The sequence below is a fragment of the Nonomuraea sediminis genome (assembly GCF_018531495.1).
Taxonomy (GTDB): domain Bacteria; phylum Actinomycetota; class Actinomycetes; order Streptosporangiales; family Streptosporangiaceae; genus Nonomuraea; species Nonomuraea sediminis.
Genome location: NZ_JAHDTI010000023.1, coordinates 14997 through 38220 on the forward strand (window position 1 = coordinate 14997; position 23224 = coordinate 38220).

Consider the following 23224-nt stretch of genomic DNA (forward strand, 5'->3'; position numbering starts at 1 on the left):
GCGTTTCGACTGCAGGGCGACACTAACGGCCCCCACCGACACTTCGCGCCCGCTTCCACCGAACTCCCGGCGTTCCGGGCAGGCCCAGTGCCTCCCTCGCATCGGCAGGGGTGGCGTTCATGACCGCAAGGCTCACGGCACTCAAAGCGCCGAGGACCACGATGCTCAGCGCCGCCCAAGCTGCGGAGGGCGGCGACGCTCAGCGCCGGTCGAGTTGCGGAGTGCCTCGATGCTCTACGGGCAACGTGCAGGCGGCGTGTACGGCGGGCGACGGGAAGCCGGGGGGCCACGACCACGAAGCGTCGTAGCGGCGGGCAAGGGGCATCGACTCGCCGGAAGCGCCGGTCACAGGCCATGAGCCGAAGTACGGCGGGCGGCCGGCGGCGGCAGCCCGCCGTACAGACCGGATAGCAGTCGGAAGGGGCAGTGGCGGCGGCGCGCCGTACAGACCGGAGAGCAGCCAGGAGAGGCCGGTGGCGGCGGCGGCTCGCCGTACAGGCCGGAGAGCGGTCAGGAGGGGCAGGTGGTGGAGTGGGCCTGGGTGGTGGGCGTAGCGGTGGAGGGGCGGGGCAGGGCCGTGAGGAGAGGTACGGCGAGCAGGGTCGTGACTGCGGCGCCGGTGAAGGCCAGGGCGGGGGCGACGGCGTAGAGCGGGAGCCAGGCCAGCGGCGCGAGCGCGCCGCCGCCGAAGCGGAAGGCGGCGACCACCGACAGCGCCCCGCCAGTGTTGCCGGGCACGGCGCGGACCGTGAGCGTCTGCAGCGCGACGATGAGCAGCGAGCCGGCGGCCCCGGCGAGCGTCCAGCACGCGGCCAGCCAGCCGGACGCCCCGGTCCAGCCGACGAGCGCGACGAGCATCGCCGTCAGTACGGTGGCCAGCACGGCACAGCGCCGGGCGCCGAAGCGTTCGGAGACGGCGCCCCACACCGAGCCGAGCACCAGCCCGGCCACCCCGAACCCGACCAGCACCAGCCCGACGGCCTCCGACGGCAGCCGCAGCCGGTCGGCGGCGTAGATGGCGACCAGGAACGCCAGCCCGGCCGACCCCGCGTACGTCAGCATGGCCGAAAGCGACAGCAGCACCACCCGCCGCCCCGCCAGCGGCCGCCACGGCGGTGACGCGGCGCCAGGACGCGGGTCGCCGGGCGGCGGCGCCAGGGAGAGCAGCACCGCGGTGACGGCCACGACGGCGAACCCGATCCGCCACTCGACGGCCGCCGCCAGCCCGCCCACCAGCGGCGCGAACGACTGGCCGGCGGCCTGGCAGCTGGAGTAACGTCCGACGGCCCGGCCGAGCCGCTCCTTGGGCACCATCCCGGCCAGGCCCGCGAGCAGCAGCGGTGAAGTGAACGCGTTGGCCGCGCCCTGCGCCGCCCTGGCCGCCAGGAACGGCAGCAGGCTCGGGGCGAGGGCGCATCCCAGTGAGGCCAGGGCGTAGAGGAGGTAGGCGATCCGCACGCTCCTGCGCCGCCCCCACCGCTCGCCTAGCGTCCCCGAGACGAGCTGTAGTGCGGCGAACGGGATGAAGTACGCGGTCAGGGCGGTGGCCACGGCGCCCGTGGTGGTCCGCAGGGATCCGGCGACCAGGGGGAGCATGGGCGCGACCACGCCACCCCCGAGCGGGCCGAGCAACCCACCCGCATAGACGGCCGCCACCCGCACGGACTTCAACGACATATCGCCCACAATAACCCCGCCTCTCACCCCCTGGTCACCCATCTCACCCACCGAAACACCTCCCCACCGCCTGAGGGCGACCATGCACTACCCGACCGCGTTGCGCGCCCCGCCACTCCCGATGCCACGCCCGCATCGCGACCTCTCACCCGCCGTACGTGCACTCCTTGCCCGCCGTAACAGGGCGCCGAGCTCCACCGCACACCACCCCGCCGACCCGGCGCAGGATGGCCTGCCGCAGGTTCCTCGTGCGCCGCGCCAGGGCGGGGCCGCCGCGGGTTCCTCGCGCTCCGTGCCAGGGCGAGGCACACGCGCCGTACGGCACGCCGAACTCAGCCGCCCATCTCATCGCTCCCCCAGCACCCCACCCGCTCCCGTTGCCGCGCCCGCAGTGCGACCTTCTGACCCGCCACGCGTGGCCCCTCGCTCGCCGTACCAAGGCGCCGAGCTTCACCTCGCCGACACGGGGCCGGGTGGCTGCGGGACGGGGGTGGTTAGAGGTCGTTGCCGGCGTAGGAGAGGTTGAAGCTTTTGTTGACCAGGGGAAAGTCGGGGACGATGGCGCCGCCAAGGGCCACCGGGAGGGCGGGCCAGTTGAAGAAGGAGGGGTCCGCGAGTTTGGCGCGGGTGATGGTGCCGTCGGGGGCGAGTTCGATCCGGTGGACGATGGTGCCGCGCCAGCCTTCGACGATGCCGACGCCCGAGCCGCGGGGTACGTCGTGGAGGCGCCACTCGGGAGTGGTGGAGCAGAGGTGGGTGATGAGGGCGATCGAGGTGGCGATCTCGTCGGCTCTGACCTGGAAGCGGGCGAGGACGTCCCCGGTGGCTCGGCGGGCGACAGGGAAAGGGCCCAGGTCGACGAAGGGGTGGTCGCGGCGAGCGTCCTGGTCGAGGCCGCTGGCGCGGGCGACGTAGCCGAGCGTGCCGAGGTCGGTCGCCGCCTGCCGGGTGAGGACGGCGGTGCCGGTGAAGCGGTCGGACACGACGCCGTGGCCGAGCGCCAGCCCGACGATCTCCTCCAGCTCCGCCCGCAGAAGGGCCAGGCGGTCGAGGTCGGGCAGTCGGCGCAGGTGGGCACCGCCGAGCCGGACGCCGCCGCGCAGCAACCTGTGCCCCGTGACCTCGGCGTTGATCCGCAGCAGCTGCTCGCGGACGCTGCCGCAGTGCGACTGCAGCACGCTGTGGGCGACGTCGTTGCAGAGCGCGCCCAGGTCGGTGACGTGGTTGTAGAGGCGTTCCAGCTCCAGCAGGATCGCCCTGCCGCGCTGCGCCTCGGGGTCGACGGGCGTGCCGGTGGCCTCCTCGACGGCCAGGCAGTACGCCAGGGCGTGCCCGACGGACGTGTCGCCGCTGACGCGCTCGGCCAGCGGCAGCGCCCCCTCGGGGCGGCGGCCCTCGAAGAGCTGCTCGACCCCCTTGTGCACGAACCAGAGCCGGGCCTTCAGCTTGAGTATCGTCTCCCCCACCACCGAGAAGCGGAAGTGCCCGGGCTCGATCATGCCGGCGTGCACGGGCCCCACGGGGATCTCGTAGACGCCGTCGCCCTCCACCTCGCGGAACGGGTAGGGCCCCTCGGGGTCGCCGAAGTCCGGCGGCGGTCCGGCGGCGGGCAGCATCGGATACCAGCCGCGCGGCCAGTGGTGGTGCCTGACCAAGCGCCGCGGCAGCGGGTGCCCCTCGGGTGTGATGCCGTAAAGGTCACGGATCTCGCGTTCGAAGCGTCCGGCGGGGAACGACAGCGCGGCCAGGCTGGGCACCGCGGGCCTGTCCAGGTGCACGTGCAGTTCGGTACGGCGAGCAGGCCCGGAACCCATGAAGAGGTAGACGAGGCGGTAACCGGCCCCGGCCACGGCCGCGGAGACCAGCGCGATCCGGTACCCCTGCCCGAACAGGTCGGCCGCCACGTCGGGCAGCTCGCCGGGCGACAGGTCGACGATCACCTGGCCACCACCCCGGCGGCGGCACTCAGCACGTGACCGAGCGGCCCCAGCGTGACCCCCAACGCCGCACACGCCAGCAGCCCCGCGACCAGCGGCACCGCCACACTCCGCAACCGCAAGCGCCTGCCCACCCCGCCGGAAGCAGCAACCGCCGAACCACCAGAAGCCGCAACCGCCGACGCACCATCAGAAGGCGCCAGAAGGCCATCGGAAGCCGCCATGTCCGAAATGTCACTGGAAGCACCAGGAGGAGCCCCGCCCGCCGTTCCCACGAGCATGCGCCCCACTCCCCCTCCGATCCCCGCGAAGACCACGAGCATGAGCGCCAGCGCGACCGCCACCACCCACCCCAGCCCCGCGCCGAACCCGGCCCTGGCGATCCCCAGCTCGCTGGAGAAGAGGCTGAACGGCGGGAACCCGAGCAGCGCGAGCGCCCCGGCCCCGAACACCCCGGCGAGCACCGGCGCCCGCCGGGCCAGCCCGCGCACGCCGCCGATGTCGCTGGTGCCCGAGGCCTGCTGGATGTGCCCGGCCCCGATGAACAGCACCGACTTGCCGAGCCCGTGTCCCAGCATGTGCAGCAGCACCGCGGCCAGCGCCAGCGCGTTCCCCACGGCGGCGCCGAGCGCGATGACGCCCATGTGCTCGATGCTGGAGTAGGCCAGCAGCCGCTTGTAGTCGCGCTGCCCGACGAGCAGGGCCGCCGCCACGAGCAGCGACGCGAGCGCCACCACGATCAGCAGCATCCGCGCGAACCCGGGCCCGAGGGCTCCGTCGGAGATCACCTTGACCCGCAGGACGGCGTAGAAGGCCACCGACAGCAGCACCCCGGACATCAGCGCGGAAACCGGCGCGGGCGCCTGGCTGTGCGCGTCGGGCAGCCAGGCGTGCATGGGCGCGAGCCCGGCCTTGGTCCCGAACCCGAGCACGAGCAGCACCACCGCGATCCGCGTCGCGCCGGGGTCGAGGGCGGAGGCGTGCCCGGCCAGCGACGCCCAGTCGAGCCCGGCGGGCGACGACAGCCCGGCGTGGACGGCGGCGTAGTGCACGATCACCAGCCCGAACAGCGCGAGCGCGATCCCGACGGAGCAGATCACCACGTACTTCCACGCGGCCTCGGTCGCCTTGCGGGTACGCCGGTGGCCGACGAGGAAGGCGGTCAGGATCGTGGTGGCCTCGACCGCGACCCAGAGCACGCCGAGGCTGGAGGCGAGCACGGCCGTGGCCATGGCCGCCACGAAGCACTGCGTGAACACCCCGTACCGCCGGGCCGCCCGGTGCCCGGTGTGCCCGGTGGCCAGCTCGGCGGCCAGGTAGGCGGGGCTGGCCAGCATCGCGAGCAGCGCCACGACCCCGATCACGATCAGCATGAACGCGCTGAGCGCGTCCACCCGCAGCAGCCCCCACAGCGCCTCGCCCGTCCCGGTGCGTGCCAGGGCCAGCGCCGCGCCGAGCACCCCGGCGGCGGCAAGCGAGCCGAGCCAGGCGGTCACCCGGTTCCAGCCGAGCAGCGCGTATCCGGTCGCCGCCAGCAGCGGCAGCCCCACCGGGGCGATCACCAGGAGGTTCATCAGTCGTGCAGCTCCCGCAGCTCGTCCAGGTCGGTGCCGCCGAACGCGGCCCGCATCCTTGTGGTCAGCACCTTCAGCACCAGTACGGCGAGCAGCACGTCGAGCGACACCCCGAGCTCCACCACGAGCGGAACCCCGCTGGTCGTCAGGAACGCCGCCGCCGTGATCGCGTTGTCCATCAGCAGGAACCCGACGACCTGCGACAGGGCCCGCCGCCGGGTCACCAGCACGAAGAAGCCCACGAGCAGCACGGTCAGCGCGATCGGGACGGCCTGGGTGGCGGGTGTGGGCGACAGCCGTACCAGGGGCTGGGAGACGGCGTAGGCGAGCATGGTCAGCACGGCCGCCACCAGCAGCGAGGTGCCGACGCCGACCAGCGGGCGCGTCTCGAGCCGCTCCTCGCCGGCGGCCAGGGCGCGGCGCATGAGGAACGGCAGCACCAGCGCCCGCAGCAGGCCGACGCCCACGCCGAGCGCCAGCAGTTCGCCGGTGCCCTCGTGCAGGCCGCGGATCACGATGATCGCCCCGAGCGCGACCCCCTGGAGTCCGAACAGCCACACGATGGCCGACAGGTCGCGCCGCCACAGCACGAGCACGCCGGTGAGCAGGAAGGCCCCGCAGGCCAGGTCGAGAGCCTTGACGTACATGGGCACCTCACGCCAGGAAGAAGGAGGCGGCGACGGCGAGCAGGGCCATGAGGAACGACCCGGCCAGCAGTTCGGGGACGCGGAACAGGCGGATCTTGGCCATGAACACCTCTCCCGCGGCCAGCGCCCCGCCCAGCACGGTGACCTTGCCGGCGAAGGCGGCGGCGGCCACGGCCAGCGGCAGCGCCCCCGCGCCCGCGGTGGCGATGCCCAGCGGCGCGAACAGGCTGGCCAGCAGCCCGAGCATGACGGTGAGCCGCATCGCCGAGGCCCATTCGATGAGCGCCAGGTCGGGACCGGAGTACTCGAGGATCATCGCCTCGTGGATCATGGTGAGCTCTAGGTGGGTCGAGGGGTTGTCGACCGGGATGCGGCCCGCCTCGGCGAGGGTGACCACACCGAGCGCGACGGCGGCCAGCAGGCTCACCGGGGAGATCACCGACAGCGGGCTGTCGGCGGTGGCGGTGACGATGGCCCCGAGGTTGGTCGTACCGACCCGCACGGACAGGGCGAACACCGACAGCAGGATCGTGGGCTCGACCAGGGCCAGGACGGTCATCTCCCGGCTGGCGCCCATGCCACCGAAGGCGGTGCCCGTGTCGATGCCGCCCAGCGCGAGCGCCACCGAGCCGAGCGCGAGCAGGGCGGTGACGGCGAACAGGTCGGCCATGTCGTCGAGCGGGGAGTCGGCGGTGACCAGCGGCACGACGGCGGCCACGACCAGCGCGGTGCCCGCCAGCAGGAGCGGGGCGGACCTGAAGACCCAGCCGGTGCCGTGGGGGGTGACGGCCTGCTTGCGGGTGAGCTTGCGCAGGTCGCGCCAGGGTTGCAGGATCCCGGCGCCGGCCCGGCCCTCGAGCCTGGCGCGGACCTGCCGCATCACTCCGACCAGCAGCGGTGCGCCGCCCGCCACCAGGACGAGCTGGATGATCAGGCCGGACCAGTTCACGAGATCACCGCCAGCACGATCAGCACCCCGGTCAGCGCGTAGAAGCCGTAGGACAGGTAGCGGTGGACGCTGCCGTCGGCCAGGCGGCGCGCCCGCCGCCCGAGCGCGGTCACGGCCGCCAGCACCGGCTCGTACAGCCGCCGCTCGACCCGGTCGGGCACGCGGGAGCGGAAGTCGACGTGCTCGACGAGGTAGCCGGACTGCTCGACGGCGACCACGTCGATGGCGCTCTCGGGCTGCAGCGCGTCGACGAAGACCCGCTGCAGCGGCTCGGCGAACGAGGTCGCGGTGTACTCGGTGCGGGCCGGCATCGGGCCGGCGCCGCAGTCCCACAACCTGGCCACGCGGCGCGGACGGCGCGCCGCCACCAGGCGGACCAGCACCGCCAGCCCCGCCACCGCGCAGCACAGCGCGAAGGCGATGAGCAGCGGCGAGATCGACGCGGTGATCCTGGTCAGCCGCACCGTCACCTCACCGGCGACGGCGCCCTCCCCCGGGATCATCCGCCCGACGGCTCCGGCCAGCGTGGGCGCGACCAGCGTCGGGTTGAGCGCGAGGAACAGGCACGCCGCGGCGGCCAGCCCCATCCCCCACACCATCGGCCGCGGGCTCTCCGCGGCCCGCTCGGCTCCCGCGCCGCGCGGCCTGGCCAGGAAGCCGATGCCGAACGCCTTGACGAACGTGGCCACGGCCAGCCCCGCCGACAGCGCGATCGCGCCCACGGCCAGCGGCATCGTGACGGCGCCCGCCACGCCGGAGGACGGCAGCGCGTGGATGAGGCCCTGCAGCAGCAGCCACTCGCTGACGAACCCGTTGCCCGGCGGCAGCGCCGAGGCGCAGATCGCCCCGACCGCGAAGAGCGCGGTGGTGTACGGCATGCGTTCCCTGAGCCCGCCGAGGGCGTCCAGGTCGCGGGTGCCGGTGGCCTGCTGGACCGAGCCGGCGGCCTGGAACAGCAGGGTCTTGAACGCGGCGTGGTTGACCACGTGCAGCAGCCCGGCGGTGAGGGCGAGCCCGGCCAGCAGGGTGGCGCCGTCGGCGGCGAAGAACCCGGCTGCTCCGACGCCGATGAGGACCAAGCCCATGTTCTCGGTCGAGGAGTAGCCGAGCAGGCGTTTCACGTCGGTGGCCATGGCTGCCTGCAGCACGCCGTACAGCGCGGACAGGGCGCCGAGGGCGAGCACGATCCACCACCACCAGCCGGGCCCGCCGCGCAGCAGGTCGAGCCCGACCCGGACGAGGCCGTAGACGCCGAGGTTGACCATGGCGCCGCTCATCAGGGCGGCGGCCGGGCTCGGGGCTTCCGGGTAGGCCCTGGGGAGCCAGACGTGCAGGGGGACGATCCCGGCCTTCGACGCGAAGCCCAGCAGGGTGGCCAGGAAGATCACGTTGCGCTCGGCGGGGCTGAGAGCCGCGGCGCGCAGCTGGTCGAAGGACTCCCCTCCGGCCTCGGCGGCCAGGTAGCACAGGCCGCACAGGATGCTCGCCAGGCCGAGCTGGGTCATCACGCCGTACCAGAGCCCGGCCCTGGCGACCTCGGGCCTTTCACGGTGCTCGGCCAGGACGAGGACGAGCGAGGTGACGGCCATCAGCTCCCAGCACGCCAGGAACGTGCTCACGCTCGCGGCGGCGGGCACCAGCAGCATGCCCGCCACGAAGAGCGGGATCACGGCTCGGCCGCGGCCCGGTCTGTGGCCGATGCCGTAGACGGCGGCGCACAGGGTGACCGCGCCGGTGATGGCGGTGAACAGCCCGCCCAGCGGGTCGAGGGCCAGCCGTACCCCTGACAGCGGCAGCAGCCAGGGCAGCCAGGCCGACCAGCCGTGCCCCAGCATGGCCTGGCAGCCGGCGACGGCCGCGCAGCCGCCCGCCGCGGCCAGGACCACGCCCGACAGTATCCGGCCGGCGGTGCCCAGCCCGCGGACGAGGCCCGGCAGGGTGGCGAACAGGCACAGCCCGAGCGCCCACGCGTACAGCGTCATCGGCCGGTCATCCCGCGCAGCGCCTCGATGATGGCCTCGGGCGGCGGCGGGCATCCGCGGACCTCGACGTCGACCGGCAGCACGTCGGACACCGAACCGGCCACGCCGTAGGCTCCCGCGAACACCCCGCAGTCGCGGGCGCAGTCGCCGAGCGCGATGACCCGGCGGGGCTCGGGCACGGCCTCGTAGGTGCGGCGCAGCGCGACCTCCATGTTGCGCGTCACCGGGCCGGTCACCAGCAGCACGTCGGCGTGGCGGGGCGAGGCCACCAGCCGCGCGCCGTACCGCTCGGCGTCGTAGACCGGGCCGAAGGCCGAGGCGATCTCCACCTCGCAGCCGTTGCACGAGCCGGCGTCGACGTGCCGGATCTGCACCGACCCGGCGAACTCGCCGGGGCCTTCCGAACGCTGCAGGGGCGGCTCGGCCAGGCGGCCCGCCCTCCTGATCCTGCGCAACAACCCCACGTATGCCACTCCTCCGCACGTGACCTGCGAAAACTATGCACCCCTCACGGGCGTCACGCAGCGTGTTCGGGTGATTACTTTTCCTTAGCTATGGAATAAATCATTCCGTTCCGCTAATCTAGAGCTAGAACAGAGCGATCCGTTCCGTAGGAAGGGAAGTCCAGTGACCGCGATCCTCGAGGCGCCCGCCGCCCCCGTAGCAGCCCCGGACAAGCGCCGTTGGCTGGGCCTGTTCGCCGTGCTGTCGGCGACGCTGATGAACCTGCTCGACTCGACCGTGGTCAACGTGGGCGGCCCCGCCATCCAGGCCGACCTGGGGGGCGGATACGCCAGCCTGCAGTGGATCGCCGCCGGCTACACCCTCGCCCTGGCTGTCGGGCTGCTGACCGGCGGGCGGCTCGGCGACATGTTCGGCCGCAAGCGGATGATGATGATCGGCACGGCCGGCTTCGTGCTCAGCTCGCTGGCCTGCGCCCTGTCCCCCACGCCCGAGGTGCTCATCGTGGCGCGCGTGGTGCAGGGCCTGTTCGGCGCGATGCTGATCCCGCAGGGGTTCGGCCTGATCCGCGACATGTTCCCGCCGAACGAGCTGGGCAAGGCGTTCGGCGCGTTCGGTCCGGTGATCGGGCTGGCCACGATCCTCGGCCCGATCGTCGCCGGGGTGCTCGTGGACGCCGACCTGCTGGGCACCGGCTGGCGGATGATCTTCCTGATCAACCTGCCGCTCGGCGCGTTCGCGCTGGCCGCCGGGGCCAAGGTGCTGCCCTCCGTGCCGTCCGCCGCCCGCTCGACCCGGCTCGACCTGGCCGGGGTGGTGCTGGCGGGCGCCGCGATGATGCTGCTGATCTTCCCGCTGGTGCAGGGTCGCGAGCTCGGCTGGCCGGCCTGGACGCTGGCGATGATGGGCGCCTCGGTCCCGCTGTTCGCCGCCTTCGGCGTCCACCAGCTGCGCCGCAAGCGGGCCGGCGCCGACACCCTGGTCGAGCCGAGCGTGTTCGCCAAGCGCTCCTACACCTCCGGCGTGGTCTTCGTGATCGTCTTCTTCGGCGCGGTGTGCGGGTTCTCGCTGGCCACCGGGATGTTCCTGCAGCTCGGGCTGGGCTACTCGGCGCTGCGTGCGACGCTGACGATGTCGAGCTGGGCGGTCGGCGCCTTCCTCGGCACCGCCTTCGCGGCCATGAGGATCGCGGTGCTCGGGCGGCGGATCCTGCACGTGGGCCTGAGCCTGATGGCGGCCGGGCTGGTCGCGATGTACGCGGTGTTCGAGCTGGCCGGGTCCGGGGTGGCGGCCTGGCACCTGATCGTCCCGATGTTCGTCTTCGGCGGCGGGATGGGCATGATCTTCGTGCCGCTGTTCGACATCATCATGGGCGAGGTCGAGGACCACGAGGTGGGCTCGGCGGCCGGGGCGCTGGAGAGCATCCAGCAGCTCGGCGCCTCCCTGGGCGTGGCCGTCCTGGGCACGGTCTTCTTCGGCCGGATCGGGGCGCACGCGCCCGGCACCGCTCCCCTGGTCGCGGTGCACGCCGCCCAGGTGACCATCCTGATCACGCTCGCGCTGACGGCGCTGGCCTTCGCGATCGGCTTCCTCCTGCCGAGGAAGGCGCGCGGCTGACCGCCGTTCCACGGCCCGCTCCCACCGGGAGCGGGCCTTTTTCGTTGTCGTTCGCGCAGGTCAGAGGCGACATAGCGGGTCGCATTACCTGGCGCGTAATCGCGCCGCCTATGCCGCGGATGACACGGTTCTCATGTCCGCAAGAACGCAACGAGGAGCCCGAGATGACCATCTTGACCGCCACCGCCGACCGCACCAAGTTCCTGCGCATCGCGCTGGCCCTCGACGCCGTCGTCACCGGCGTCAACGGGCTGGTCTACCTCGTGGCCGCCGGCCCGGTGGGCGACCTGCTCGGCCCCGCGCCCGCCCTGCTGCGCGAGATCGGCGCCTTCCTGCTGGTGTACGCCGCGGCCGTCGGCTTCCTGGCCACCCGCGCCACCATCAGCCGTGCCGGGACCAAGGCCGTCATCGGCCTCAACATCGTCTGGACGCTGGCCAGCGTCGCCGCCGTGATCGCCGGGGCGCTGGACTTCACGACGCTGGGCGCGATCTGGGCCATCGCACAGGCGCTGGTGGTCGGGGTCTTCGCCGAGGTCCAGATCATGGGCCTGCGCAGGACCCGCTAAAGAGCAGCCCTCTCTAACATCTCCTGAAATATCACTCGAAAGGACAACATCATCATGAGCATCGTTGAGCGCTACATCGCCGCCTGGAACGAGACCGACGCCGACGCCCGCGCCAAGGCCGTGGCCGAGCTGTGGACCGAGGAGGCGACCTACACCGACCCGCTGGCCGACGTCGCCGGCCACGAGGCGATCGCGGCGCTGATCGAGGGAGCGCAGGGCATGTTCTCCGGTTTCGTCTTCAGCGCCGGTGAGGTCTACGACGCCCACCACGACATCGCCCGCTTCACCTGGCACCTGGGCCCCGAGGGGCAGGAGCCGGTGGTGGTCGGATTCGACGTGGTGGAGCTGGCCGAGGACGGCAGGATCCGCAAGGTGCTCGGGTTCCTCGACAAGGTGCCCGCCGCCTGATCCCCCTCTGAGACAAGCCCCCGGGACACCCGTCCCGGGGGCTTTCTCGTTGCCGGAAAACCAGTTGCCCGGCGTCCGGATCGCACCGCACAATGTGGCCTCGTGCCCGATCAGATACGACGCCTGCTCCGCCACCTCGCGCTCGACCTCGGGCCGCTGCGTGACTCGCGCGACTTCCGGCTGCTGATGGCCTCCGGCGTGATCACCATGTTCGGCACGTTCATCACCGCGGTGGCCGTGCCGTACCAGATGAAGCAGCTGACCGGCTCCTACCTGGCGGTCGGCCTGGTGAGCCTGGCGGAGTTCGTGCCGATGGTGATCTGCGGGCTGTGGGGCGGCGCGATCGCCGACGCGCTCGACCGGCGCAAGGTCATCCTGCTGAGCGAGCTGGGGCTGCTGGTCACCTCGGGCGCGCTGATGCTCAACGCGCTGCTGCCGCACCCGCAGGCCTGGGTGCTGTACGTGGTGGGCGCGGCCTCGACCGGCATCGCCTGCCTGCAGCGCCCCAGCATGGAGGCGCTGATCCCGCAGGTGGTGCGGCACGACCAGCTGGGCGCGGCGGCAGTGCTGACGAGCCTGCGGTGGAACTTCGGCGCGATCGTGGCGCCCGCGGTGGGCGGCCTGGTGGTGACGGCGTTCGGCACGGCCACCGCCTACGCGATCGACGCGTTCACCTTCCTGCTGTCGCTGGTCCTGCTGTGGCGGATCGCCTCGGCACCGGCAGCGGAGGACGCCGAGCCCGCCTCGCTGCGGTCGCTGGTCGAGGGCGTGCGTTACGCGGTGGGACGCAGCGACCTGATGGGCACCTACCTGGTCGACATCGCGGCCATGGTGTTCGCGATGTCGACGGCGCTGTTCCCGTTCCTGGCCGACGAGCTGGGCGCGCCCGGCGCCCTGGGGTTGCTGTACTCAGCCGGCTCGGTGGGTTCGCTGATCGCCTCGCTGACCGGCGGCTGGACCTCGCGCGTGCACCGCCACGGGCTCGGCGTGATCCTGGCCGCGGCGCTGTGGGGCGTCGCGGTGGCGCTGGCCGCGCTGGCCCCGAACGTGTGGGTGGTGTTCGCCTGCCTGGCGCTGGCCGGCGCGGCTGACATGGTGAGCGGGATCTTCCGCTCCACGCTGTGGAACCAGACGATCCCGAACGAGCTGCGCGGCAGGCTGGCCGGCATCGAGCTGCTGTCCTACGCCAGCGGCCCGATGCTGGGCGACGCGCGGGCGGGCCTGATGGCCCAGCTCCGCGGGGCGCGCTTCTCCCTGGGGGTGGGCGGCCTGCTGTGCGTGGGCGCGGTGGCCGCGCTCAGCCTGGCGCTGCCGCGCTTCCGCCGCTACGACGCGCGCACCGACGAGCACGCGCTGGCCGAGAAGGCCCGCCGCGCTCAGGCGTCCCTGGAGAACGCCGCGAGCGCCTCGGAGTAGCCCGGCTCAGCCGGTCTCGACCCAGCCGTCGTGCTCCCAGGCCAGCGCCTCCACCACGGCCGGGTCGAACGCGTCGGCCACGACCACCCACTGCGCGTCCTCGGCGTCGTCCTCGCCCGCGAGCGTCTCGCGCACCACCCGCGGCGCGCCGAATTCCGGATACCGCTCCCCCAGCGCGCGCGCCACCTCTTCGGCGTCGTCCCGCTCGGGGAACACCAGCAGCTGCGTCATCCCACCTCCCACAACGACGCAGGGCTGGTACGGCGTGCCGTACCAGCCCTCTTCGGCAACCTCAGGCGCCGCGCAACTGGGCGCCGACGCGGTCGGCGGCGACCGCGACGGCGGCGTCGCGGGCCGCCGTGGTCTCCTCGACCGTCAGCGTCCTGTCGGGGGCGCGGAAGCGCAGCGTGTAGGCCAGCGACTTGTGCCCGTCGCCCACCTGCGACCCGGTGTAGACGTCGAACAACCGGATCGACTCCAGCAGCTCGCCCGCCCCGTCGCGCAGCGCCGCCGCGACGTCCGCCTCGGGCGTGAAGTCGGGCACGATGAGCGCGACGTCCTGGGTGGCGACCGGGTAGGCCGACACCTCCGGCGCCTGGACCGGGCCGTCGAGCGGGAGCCGCGACAGCTCCAGCTCCATGGCGCTGGTGCGCGGTGGCAGGCCGTAGGCCTCGATGACGCGCGGGTGCAGCTCACCGGCGTGGCCGACGAGCGTGTCGCCGACGTACAGCGCGGCGCAGCGGCCCGGGTGCCAGGGCTCGTGCTGGTCGGCGGTCACCGACAGCTCGACGCCCGCCTCGGCGGCCACCTCGCGGGCGGCCTGCACGGCGTCGGCCCAGGAGGCCTGCCGCCCCGAACCCCACCAGCCGGAGCGGCCGAACTCGCCCGCCAGCACGGCGGCGACCCGCTGCGGCTGGTCGGGCAGCGCGGCCGCGATCGAGGCCAGCTCCTCCTCGGTCGGCCTGCGCTCGACACTGAGCACCGGAGCCGTGGCGGGCGCGCCCTCGCGCGGGCGGAACACCAGGCCGGTCTCGAACAGCGCCACGTCGGAGAAGCCGCGCCCGACGTTGCGCACCAGGGTCTTCAGCAGCCCGGGCAGCAGCGTCGTGCGCATCAGCGGCTCGTCGTCGGACAGCGGGTTGGCCAGGCGCATCGCCTTGCGGCGCGCGTCGTCGGCGGGCAGCTGCAGGTTGTCCAGGTCGGCCTGCCCGACGAACGGGTAGGACAGCACCTCGACGAAGCCCGCCCCGGCCAGCGCGCGGCCGACCCGGCGGCGCAGCCGCTGCTCCTCGGTCAGCCCGGCGCCCGCGGGCGCCTTGGGCAGCACCGACGGCAGTGCGGCGTAGCCCTCGAGCCTGATGACCTCCTCGGCCAGGTCGTTGGGGTCGGTCAGGTCGGTCCGCCAGGACGGCGGCGTCACGGTGATCATGTCGTCGCCGGCGATGGCCAGCTTGGTGGCCACCTCGCCGCCGGTGATGACCGCGGTCGGCGCCACCCCGCCCGTGCGCACGGCCGGGTCGTCGCCGTCGGCCACCGCGCAGCCGAGCTGCTCCAGGCGCCGCACCACCGTCTCCTTCGGGTACGGCACGCCTGCCACCCGCCCGGGGTAGCCGGCCGGGATCGCGATCCTGGCCGGGGACACCTCGACCTCGGCGTGCGTGACGCCCGGCCGGACGGTGGCGCCACCGAGCTCGGCCAGCAGCTGGACCGCCCGCCACGAGGCGACCAGCGGCAGCTCGCGGTCGACGCCGCGCTCGAACCGCTTGGACGACTCCGAGATCAGCTTGTGCGCGCGAGACTCGCGGGAGATGCCGGGCGCCGAGAAGTGCGCCGCCTCGATCACGATGTCGACGGTGTCGTCGGAGATCTCGGTGGCCAGGCCGCCCATGGTGCCGGCCATCGAGATCGGGCCCGACTCGTCGGTGATCAGGATGTCCTCGCCGGGGTGCAGGGTGCGCACCACATGGTCGAGGGTCTCCAGGGTCTCGCCGGGCTCGGCCCGCCGTACGACGATCTCGCCGGTGAGCTTGGCCCGGTCGAAGGCGTGCAGCGGCTGGCCCATCTCCAGCATCACGTAGTTGGTGATGTCGACGGCCAGCGACACCGGGCGCATCCCGGCCCGGTTGAGCCGCACGCGCATCCACAGCGGGCTCTGCGCCTCCGGGTCGAAGCCGTGCGTCTCGCGCAGCACGAACCGGTCGCACGCGGTGGCGTCGGCGATGCGCGCCGGCCAGGCCGAGCCGTCGGAGTCGGGGACCTCGACGGCGGCCGGGTCGTGGAAGGGCACGTCGAAGGCGATCGCGACCTCGCGTGCCACGCCGCGCATGGACAGGGCGTAGCTGATGTCGGGCGAGATCTCCATCTCGATGACGTCGTCACGCAGGCCGAGCAGCTCGACCACGTCGGTGCCGATCGGGGTGCCCGCGGGCAGCACCATGATGCCGTTGTGGTCGTCGCCGAGGCCGAGCTCGCGCTCGGAGCAGATCATGCCCTCGGACATGCGGCCGTAGGTCTTGCGGGCGCCGACCTCGAACCCGCCGGGCAGCACGCCGCCGGGCAGCACCACCGGCACACGGTCGCCCACGACGAAGTTGGTGGCGCCGCAGACGATCTCGCGCGGCGTCGCCTCACCGACCTCGACCTTGCAGTGGCGGATCGGCTTCTTGAAGCCGGTCAGCTCCTCGATCTCGAGCACCTCGCCGACCACGACGTTCTTGACGTCGTGGCCGTAGGGGATGATCCGCTCGAGCTTGAGCCCTGCGGCGGTGAGCCTGTCGGCGACCTCCTGCGCGGTCACCGGCGGAAGATCGACGTACTCCCGCAGCCAGGAAAGCGGGGCCTTCATCAGATCTCCATTCCGAACGGGAGCGAGAAGCGCACGTCGCCCTCGACCATGTCACGCATGTCCTCGACGTTGTGGCGGAACATCAGCGAACGCTCGATACCCATGCCGAAGGCGAACCCGGAGTAGCGGGCCGGGTCGACGCCGCAGGCGATGAGCACCCGCGGGTTGACCATGCCGCAGCCGCCCCACTCGATCCACCCCTCGCTCTTGCAGGTGCGGCAGGGCGGGTTGCCGGGGACGGCGGAGGTGCCGCGGCAGACGAAGCACTTCAGGTCCACCTCGGCCGACGGCTCGGTAAAGGGGAAGTAGTGCGGCCTGAACCGGGTCGTGATGCCCTCTCCGAACGTCACCTCGGCGAAGCGGTCGAGGGTGCCCTTCAGGTGGGCCATCGTCAGGCCCTCGTCGATGGCCAGGCCCTCGACCTGGTGGAAGACGGGCGTGTGGGTGGCGTCGAGCTCGTCGGTGCGGAACGTCTTGCCCGGCGCGACCACGTAGACGGGCAGCTCACGGCTCAGCAGCGCGCGGATCTGCACCGGGCTCGTCTGCGTCCTGAGCACCATGCCCGACTCTGTCGACTCCACGAAGAACGTGTCGTGGTCGGAGCGGGCCGGGTGGTCCGTGGAGATGTTGAGCGCGTCGAAGTTGAACCACTCGCCCTCCAGCTCGGGCCCCTCGGCCACCTCGTAGCCCATCGCGACGAAGGTGTCGGCGATGCGCTCCTGCATGGTGGTCAGCGGGTGGCGGGCGCCGCGCGGGCGCCGGTCCCAGGGCAGGGTGACGTCGACGGCCTCCTCGACGAGCACCAGGGCGTCGCGCTCGGCCTCCAGCTCGGCCTGCCGTGCCGCCAGCGCCTCGCTGATCGCCTTGCGGGCGCCGCCGACGCGCTTGCCCGCCTCGGCGCGGGCGGCCGGCGGCAGCGCGCCGATCTCCCTGTTGGCCAGCGCGATGGGCGAACGGTCGCCGGCGTGCGCGAGCCGTACCTGCTTGAGTGCGTCGAGGGAGTCGGCCGCCTTGATCGCCGCGAGGGCGTCGGCCTCCATGCGCGACACCTCGTCGGCATGCAACGGTGTGACCTCGACGGGGTCGTAGTCAGACAAGAGTGAGCTCCGTATCCAGGGCTTGAGCGGGAAAAGTCTAACGGTGGCGGCCCACCGGGAGTCCCCTAAGCGAAATCGGGTGTGCCGGTGGGCACGGTAAATCGGAACTCCGCCCCGCCCTCGGGCGCGCGCTGCACGGTGATCGTGCCGCCGTGGGCCTCGACCAGGCCCTTGACGATGAACAGGCCAAGCCCGGTGCCGCCGCGACGGCGGCTGTTGCCCCGCCAGAACTGCCGGAAGACGCGCGGCGCCAGCTCGGGCTCGATGCCCTCGCCCTGGTCGCGCACTGACACGGCAACTCCCCATCCGACGGATTCGATGTCTATTGTCACGGTACCGCGCCCGTGCCGCACCGCGTTTTCCACCAGGTTAGCGAGGATCTGGTCAACCTTGTCCTGGTCGAGCCAGGTCTCGGGCAGGTCGTCGGCCACGGTGAGGCGGAAGCGGTCCTCGGGCTCGCCCGCCGCAACGCGTCCCGCGATGATGCGCCTGGCCCTGGCGGGCACGTCGACGACCTGCCTGTGCACCTCCAGGCGGCCCGACTCGATGCGGGAGACGTCGAGCAGTTCGGTGATGAGCCGGGTGACGCGGTCGGCGTCGTTGTTGACGGTCTCGAGCATGACCCGCTTCTGCTCGTCGGTGAAGCGGGTCCACTTGGCCAGCAGCGTGGCGGTGAACCCCTTGACGCTGGTCAGCGGGGAACGAAGCTCGTGGGCGACGGTGGAGACCAGGTCGGCGCGGCTGCGCTCGAGGCGGGCGCGGGCGCCGCCGTCGCGCAGCGTGATCGCGACCCTGACGACGTCGCCGCAGCGCTCGGGCTCGCGCACCAGCCGGGCGGCGACGTACAGCTCCTGGCCGCCGGGCAGGTGCAGCGGCTTCTCCGGGACCCTGGTGCGGGTGCGGAGCCCGCCCTCGGGGTCGAGCGCCTTCCACCATTCGCGGCCGTCGTGGTCGCGGAAGGGGAAGACCTCGTTCATGTCCTTGCCGACGGCACGCTCGGGCTGGACGCCGGTGAGCCGGGCTGCGGCGCGGTTGACGGCCAGCACCCGGCCGAATCTGTCCGCGATGATCAACCCGTCCGGCAGGTCGTCGATGGCGATCGTGCACACGGAGGCGCCCACCCGCCCATCGGTGTCCGAGCCGTGCACGACCTCGCCTCCTCCGCCTACATGGCCGACAATAGCGGGTTTCCCGCCGCCTAGGGCACCCGCTGAGAGCGGGCGGATGCGTAAAGACACACCGCGGCGGCCGTGGCGAGGTTGAGGCTTTCGGCCTTGCCGTAGATGGGAACCCTGACCACCTCGTCGGCAAGCGCGAGCACGTCGGCGGGCAGTCCCCAGGCCTCGTTGCCGAAGATCCACGCGGTCGGGCCCGACAGATCGACGTCGTCCAGCGTCTTCTCGCCGGCCCCGTCGGCGGCCAGCACCCGCAGGCCGCGCTCCTTCAAAGCCCGTACGGCGTGCGCCACCGGAGCGCCGGTGACGACGGGCAGGTGGAACAGGCTTCCCGCGCTGGCACGCACGCACTTGCCGTTGTAGGGGTCGACGGAGGCGTCGGTGAACACCACGCTGTCGGCGCCGGCGGCGTCGGCCGCGCGCAGCACGGTGCCGGCGTTGCCCGGGTCGCGCACGTGCGCCAGCACGGCGACCAGGCGGGCGGCCTCGGGCAGGCCCTCCTCCAGCGCCACGTGGACCAGGCCGCACACGGCCAGCAGGCCCTGCGGGGTGACGGTCTGCGACAGCTCGGCCATGACCTCGCCGCTGGCCAGGTGCACGGGGATGCCCTGCGCGCGGGCCTCGGCGACCAGCTCGGCGTGGCGCAGCTCGGCCTCGGCGGTGGCGAACAGCTCCACCACCACGCCGTCCAGCTTCAGCGCCTCGCGCACGGCCTGCGGGCCCTCGGCCAGGAACCTGCGGTCCTGCTCACGGAAGGAGCGCTTGGTCAGCCTGCGGGCGGCCTTCACCCGCGGCGACTTGACGTTGGTCAGCTCGGATCCCGCCATGCTCGTCTTTCCCCCTGGTTCGCCCGCCGCCGCATTCCGTGGAAGGCCGCGGCGGGCCGTACACGCGACAAAGGGCCCACCGACAGGTGGGCCCTCCAGTCAGATGCGCCTCAGCTCGCGGCCGGAGCGTTCACGTTCGCCGGCAGCGCCTTCTTGGCGGACTCGACGAGCGTGGCGAAGGTCTGGGCGTCGTTCACCGCGAGATCGGCCAGGATCTTGCGGTCCACCTCGATACCGGCCAGACGAAGGCCCTGGATGAGGCGGTTGTAGGTGATGCCGTTCAGCCGTGCCGCGGCGTTGATGCGCTGGATCCACAGGCGGCGGAAGGCGCCCTTGCGGTCCTTGCGGTCACGGTAGGCGTAGGTCATCGAGTGGAGCATCTGCTCCTTCGCCTTGCGGTACAGGCGAGAGCGCTGACCACGGTAACCCGCGGCCCGCTCGAGGACGACCTTGCGCTTCTTCTTGGCGTTGAGCGCCCGCTTCACGCGTGCCATGTTGTATCTCCCCGGGGGTTCGCGCTACTTGGCGAGCAGCTTCTTGATCTTCTTGACGTCGTTGTCGGAGACGACGACTTCGTTCTTGAGACGGCGCGTCAGCGTGGACGACTTCCACTCGTTGTAGTGCGCGCGGGCGGCACGACGGCGCTTGACCTTGCCGGTGCCGGTGAGCCGGAACCGCTTCTTCGCACCGCTGTGCGTCTTCATCTTCGGCATGTCGCCGTCTCTCCCATTCGTCCGTGCCGCATACCGGGCCGGTGCTGGCCGGCCCGGTTTCGGCGTCTTCGTCGTGCGGTGGCTGCTCGGGGTGCCGTGTAAGGCTAACCCGAACCGCGGGTCACCCTTCCTGTGCGGAAGGCTCCTCGCCTGCGGAAGGCTCCTCGCCGCCACGCTGTGCCCTGGCCGCTGCCTTTTCGGCCTTGGCCTCGGCCTTCTTCTTGTGCGGACCGATCACCATGATCATGTTTCGCCCGTCCTGCTTGGGCTGGGACTCGACGAAGCCGAGCTCCGTCACGTCCTCGGCGAGCCGCTGCAGCAGCCGGAAGCCCAGCTCGGGACGGGACTGCTCGCGGCCACGGAACATGATCGTGACTTTGACCTTGTCTCCCGCCTTGAGGAACCGCACCACGTGACCCTTCTTGGTCTCGTAGTCGTGCGGGTCGATCTTCGGCCGGAGCTTGATCTCCTTGATGATCGTGTGCGCCTGATTCTTGCGCGCCTCGCGCGCCTTCATCGCGGACTCGTACTTGAATTTGCCGTAGTCCATGAGCTTGCACACGGGCGGTCGAGCCGTGGCCGCGACCTCAACCAGGTCGAGGTCGGCCTCCTGGGCGAGCTTCAGTGCGTCGTGAATCGAAACGATACCGACCTGCTCGCCGTTCGGGCCCACGAGGCGAACCTCGGGAACTCGAATACGCTCGTTGATGCGGGGCTCAGTGCTGATGGGGCCTCCTAGGTTGCGATCCCTACGTGCTCGTCGTGCCGGGAGCTCTCTCTTATACGCGAAAAAGCCCCACACGTCGCGCATGCGGGGCCACTGAGCTCATCGGCATCAGTGGCCGTAAGCTCCCCGGAGTAAGTCCGGCGTGATCCTGGACCCGGACGCCTCTCGGCGACTCAGGTGGGAGGGAGACCTCCGCTTGCGCGTCCAGCAAGGCATGCCGGACCGATCAGGGAGCTACGATACCACAACCATCCGTGAGCCCGGAATCATCCCGCCCGCCGACGCAGCTCCTCCTCGCCCGCCGCGCGCATGTCCTCCACCGGGACGTCCGTCCTGCCTGTCATGAGCTCCACCTGCTTGACCGCCTGGTGCAGCAGCATCGAGAAACCGCTGACCACGCGCCCACCCGCCTGCTCCACCGCGCTCGCGGCCCTGGTCGGCCAGGGGGCGTAGACGACGTCGAACAGGGCGGGCACGCCCGCCAGCCGCGCGGCGAAGCGGTCGCCCGCCTCGCCTGGCAGCGTGGAGATCACCAGGTCCACGTCCAGCAGGGCGTCCAGCTTGTCGAGGGTCTCCACGCGCAGCGCCACGCCGAGCCGCTCGGCCACCTGGGCGGTCTCCCCCGCCCTCGCCGGGTCACGCACGGCCAGCGTCACCGCGCCGAGCCCCAGCTCACGCAGCGCGGCCAGCGCGGAGGCGGCGGTCGCGCCGCCGCCCAGCACCAGCGCCGAGGTGGGCCGCACGCCCGCCTCTGCCAGGGCCTGGGTGATGCCGTACACGTCGGTGTTCTCGCCATGCCTGGCGCCGTCGTGGAAGATCACCGTGTTCGCCCCGCCCACCTCGACGGCCAGCGGCGCCACCGTGTCGAGCAGGGGCAGCACGGCCCGCTTGAGCGGCATCGTCAGCGACAGCCCTGCCCACTCCTGGCCCATCCCGCCGATCACCTCGGGCAGGCGGGCCTCGTCGCACTCGATCGCCTCGTAGCTCCAGCCGTCCAGCCGCATCGCCCGGTAGGCGGCGCGGTGGAGGAACGGCGACAGAGAGTGACCGATCGGCGACCCCATGACCGCTGCCCGCATCTTCACCCTTCCTCCGTACGGCAAGCCCACCGAACCCATCCAACCAGCTTCCGCGCGGCCCGGATCCCGTCGAACCCGCCCGCACGGGTTTCCGGGGAAAGCGGATCCCGGGCGCCGTGACGGCGGGCGAGCGGCACCGACTCGCCGTCAGCGCCGGTCACAGATCCTCAGCCGGAGTGCGGCGGGCGGCCGGTGGCGGCGGCCCGCCGTACAACAGGAAACAATCACCCGCCGTTGGCGCGGTACTCGGCGAGGAGGGCCTGGAACTCGGCCTCGGTGGAGGCGAACTTGGTGACCTTGCTCTTGGGGTCGGTGGCCACGAACCACAGCCAGGTGCCCTTGGCCGGGTTGAGCGCGGCGTCGATGGCGTGCTCGCCGGGGTTGGCGATGGGGCCGGGTGGCAGGCCGAGGTACTTGTAGGTGTTGTACTTCGACGTGGTGTTCAGGTCCGCGTGGGAGGCCTTCGTGCCGTACTTGTTCAGCGCGTACATGACCGTGCTGTCCATCTCGAGCTTCCTCGGTGGCTGCGAGGAGAGCCGGTTGTAGATGACGCGCGCGATCTTGGGCATGTCCTCGGTGCGGCCGGCCTCGGCCTGGATGATGCTGGCGATCGTGATGATCTGCGCGGGGGTGTAGCCGCCTTGCTTGGCGTTGCCCTTCAGCCCGTACTGCTCGGCGGTCTGCTTGTAGCGCTCGACCATCTGGCCCAGCATCTCGGCCGGGGTGGTCTTGGGCTGGAACTCGTAGGTGGAGGGGAAGGCGTATCCCTCCAGGCTCTTGGCGTACTGGGGCAGCTCGAGGCCCTTGATGTCCTTGGCCGCGGCCTGGAAGGCCTTCTCCGGCTTGCCCGTCGCCTTGGCCAGCAGCGTGATCGTGTCCGAGAGCCGCTTGCCCTCGGGGATGGTGACGTGGACCAGCATCCGGTTGTCCGAGCCGAGCATCGCCACCGCGGCCGCGGCGGACATGCCCTTGCGCAGCGTGTAGGTCCCCGGCTGCAGGCTGCCGCTCTTGCCGGCGTTGGTGATGGCGTTGGTGAAGGCCTTGGCGCTGGCTACGACCCCCTGCCGCTCCAGCTCCTCGGCCACGTCGACGGCGTTCTGGCCGTCCTTGATCTCGATCATCACCTCACCGGAGCCCTCTCCGGTGAAGTCCTTGGGCACCAGCGCGTCGCTGACCCACAGGTAGCCGTAGTAGCCGCCGCCGCCGAGGATGCCCGCCAGCACGATGAGGGCGAGCAACGGGGCGAGGAAACCTCCGCGGTTGCGCCTGCGACGGCGCCTGCGGCCGCGTTTCCCATTGCCGCCACGGCGCCTGGGTCGACCCTCGTCGTCCTCGGCACCGAGCAGGAAGTCCATGTCGAGATCGTTCATAGATGCGCTGGCCAATCTCCCGGTACAACCGGTCCACCGTCAAGCGGCTGTACCGAACCGGAGGGGGTTACCGAGCGGAACGGGGGGACCCGCTGGTCGTACGCAGAAAACCAGCGGCAATCACTCTGGGTAGCCATGCTAGGCGACGGGGAGAGC

The 23224-nt window shown here is 72.0% G+C and carries 22 protein-coding genes; 4 read left to right on the forward strand and 18 right to left on the reverse strand.

Translation table 11 applies throughout. The annotated features are described in order from the left end of the window. Window positions 1–510: 510 nt before the first annotated feature. The 8 genes from KIK09_RS53560 to KIK09_RS53595 form a co-directional block, all read right to left on the reverse strand. The gene (locus KIK09_RS53560) at window positions 511–1677 is read right to left on the reverse strand and encodes an MFS transporter (protein ID WP_214327345.1); all 1167 of its coding nucleotides are present in this window, start codon (window positions 1675–1677) and stop codon (window positions 511–513) included. 145 nt (window positions 1678–1822) lie between these two features. Then, window positions 1823–2026, reverse strand: coding sequence for a hypothetical protein (locus KIK09_RS53565; RefSeq protein WP_214327346.1), 204 nt, complete (start codon window positions 2024–2026; stop codon window positions 1823–1825). A gap of 145 nt (window positions 2027–2171) precedes the next feature. After that, the gene (locus KIK09_RS53570; RefSeq protein ID WP_308164841.1) at window positions 2172–3617 is read right to left on the reverse strand and encodes a hydrogenase large subunit; all 1446 of its coding nucleotides are present in this window, start codon (window positions 3615–3617) and stop codon (window positions 2172–2174) included. After that, window positions 3614–5188, reverse strand: coding sequence for a proton-conducting transporter transmembrane domain-containing protein (locus tag KIK09_RS53575; RefSeq protein ID WP_214327347.1), 1575 nt, complete (start codon window positions 5186–5188; stop codon window positions 3614–3616). Before KIK09_RS53575 ends, KIK09_RS53570 begins: the two co-directional genes overlap by 4 nt. Next, window positions 5188–5835: a hypothetical protein gene (locus KIK09_RS53580; RefSeq protein ID WP_214327348.1), complete on the reverse strand. Its 648-nt coding sequence runs from the start codon at window positions 5833–5835 to the stop codon at window positions 5188–5190. The genes KIK09_RS53575 and KIK09_RS53580 overlap by 1 nt, the downstream gene beginning before the upstream one ends. 7 nt (window positions 5836–5842) lie before the next feature. Then, window positions 5843–6784, reverse strand: coding sequence for a respiratory chain complex I subunit 1 family protein (locus KIK09_RS53585; RefSeq protein WP_308164842.1), 942 nt, complete (start codon window positions 6782–6784; stop codon window positions 5843–5845). Next, window positions 6781–8766, reverse strand: coding sequence for a proton-conducting transporter transmembrane domain-containing protein (locus tag KIK09_RS53590; RefSeq protein WP_214327349.1), 1986 nt, complete (start codon window positions 8764–8766; stop codon window positions 6781–6783). The genes KIK09_RS53585 and KIK09_RS53590 overlap by 4 nt, the downstream gene beginning before the upstream one ends. Then, on the reverse strand, window positions 8763–9230 hold the full coding sequence (locus KIK09_RS53595; RefSeq protein ID WP_214327350.1) for an NADH-quinone oxidoreductase subunit B family protein: 468 nt from the start codon (window positions 9228–9230) through the stop codon (window positions 8763–8765). Before KIK09_RS53595 ends, KIK09_RS53590 begins: the two co-directional genes overlap by 4 nt. Before the next feature lie 163 nt (window positions 9231–9393). Here KIK09_RS53595 and KIK09_RS53600 point away from each other — a divergent pair, with 163 nt between their 5' ends. The 4 genes from KIK09_RS53600 to KIK09_RS53615 all read left to right on the forward strand — a co-directional run bounded on the left by KIK09_RS53600 (window position 9394) and on the right by KIK09_RS53615 (window position 13235). After that, window positions 9394–10845, forward strand: coding sequence for an MFS transporter (locus KIK09_RS53600; RefSeq protein WP_308164843.1), 1452 nt, complete (start codon window positions 9394–9396; stop codon window positions 10843–10845). 164 nt (window positions 10846–11009) lie between these two features. Next, window positions 11010–11411, forward strand: a complete 402-nt coding sequence (locus tag KIK09_RS53605; protein WP_214327351.1) for a hypothetical protein — start codon at window positions 11010–11012, stop codon at window positions 11409–11411. A 54-nt stretch (window positions 11412–11465) separates the two neighbouring features. Further along, a complete protein-coding gene (locus KIK09_RS53610) occupies window positions 11466–11819 on the forward strand; it encodes a nuclear transport factor 2 family protein (protein ID WP_214327352.1) in 354 nt (117 codons plus the stop codon). Window positions 11820–11921: 102 nt separating this feature from the next. After that, window positions 11922–13235 (forward strand): MFS transporter, encoded by a 1314-nt coding sequence (locus KIK09_RS53615; protein WP_214327353.1) that lies wholly within the window; start codon window positions 11922–11924, stop codon window positions 13233–13235. A gap of 6 nt (window positions 13236–13241) precedes the next feature. Here KIK09_RS53615 and KIK09_RS53620 read toward each other — a convergent pair whose 3' ends face one another. The 10 genes from KIK09_RS53620 to mltG all read right to left on the reverse strand — a co-directional run bounded on the left by KIK09_RS53620 (window position 13242) and on the right by mltG (window position 23068). Beyond that, window positions 13242–13466, reverse strand: a complete 225-nt coding sequence (locus KIK09_RS53620; RefSeq protein ID WP_214327354.1) for a hypothetical protein — start codon at window positions 13464–13466, stop codon at window positions 13242–13244. A gap of 61 nt (window positions 13467–13527) precedes the next feature. Then, window positions 13528–16080, reverse strand: coding sequence for a phenylalanine--tRNA ligase subunit beta (locus KIK09_RS53625; protein ID WP_214327355.1), 2553 nt, complete (start codon window positions 16078–16080; stop codon window positions 13528–13530). Beyond that, entirely contained in the window at window positions 16080–17120 is a 1041-nt protein-coding gene (gene pheS, locus KIK09_RS53630; RefSeq protein ID WP_250575314.1) for a phenylalanine--tRNA ligase subunit alpha, read from the reverse strand. The genes KIK09_RS53625 and pheS overlap by 1 nt, the downstream gene beginning before the upstream one ends. Before the next feature lie 122 nt (window positions 17121–17242). Beyond that, a complete protein-coding gene (locus tag KIK09_RS53635; protein ID WP_214327357.1) occupies window positions 17243–18325 on the reverse strand; it encodes a sensor histidine kinase in 1083 nt (360 codons plus the stop codon). Window positions 18326–18375: 50 nt separating this feature from the next. After that, window positions 18376–19179 (reverse strand): TrmH family RNA methyltransferase, encoded by an 804-nt coding sequence (locus KIK09_RS53640; RefSeq protein ID WP_214327358.1) that lies wholly within the window; start codon window positions 19177–19179, stop codon window positions 18376–18378. A gap of 110 nt (window positions 19180–19289) precedes the next feature. Beyond that, entirely contained in the window at window positions 19290–19673 is a 384-nt protein-coding gene (gene rplT / locus KIK09_RS53645) for a 50S ribosomal protein L20 (RefSeq protein WP_214327359.1), read from the reverse strand. 24 nt (window positions 19674–19697) lie between these two features. Then, window positions 19698–19892 (reverse strand): 50S ribosomal protein L35, encoded by a 195-nt coding sequence (rpmI, locus tag KIK09_RS53650; RefSeq protein ID WP_157253330.1) that lies wholly within the window; start codon window positions 19890–19892, stop codon window positions 19698–19700. A gap of 121 nt (window positions 19893–20013) precedes the next feature. Then, window positions 20014–20703 carry a translation initiation factor IF-3 gene (gene infC, locus KIK09_RS53655; RefSeq protein WP_443678896.1) on the reverse strand — a complete coding sequence of 230 codons (690 nt, stop codon included), beginning with the start codon at window positions 20701–20703 and terminating at the stop codon, window positions 20014–20016. Window positions 20704–20885: 182 nt separating this feature from the next. Beyond that, window positions 20886–21698 carry a shikimate dehydrogenase gene (locus KIK09_RS53660; protein WP_214327444.1) on the reverse strand — a complete coding sequence of 271 codons (813 nt, stop codon included), beginning with the start codon at window positions 21696–21698 and terminating at the stop codon, window positions 20886–20888. A 224-nt stretch (window positions 21699–21922) separates the two neighbouring features. Further along, window positions 21923–23068: an endolytic transglycosylase MltG gene (gene mltG, locus KIK09_RS53665; RefSeq protein WP_214327360.1), complete on the reverse strand. Its 1146-nt coding sequence runs from the start codon at window positions 23066–23068 to the stop codon at window positions 21923–21925. Window positions 23069–23224: the final 156 nt, after the last annotated feature.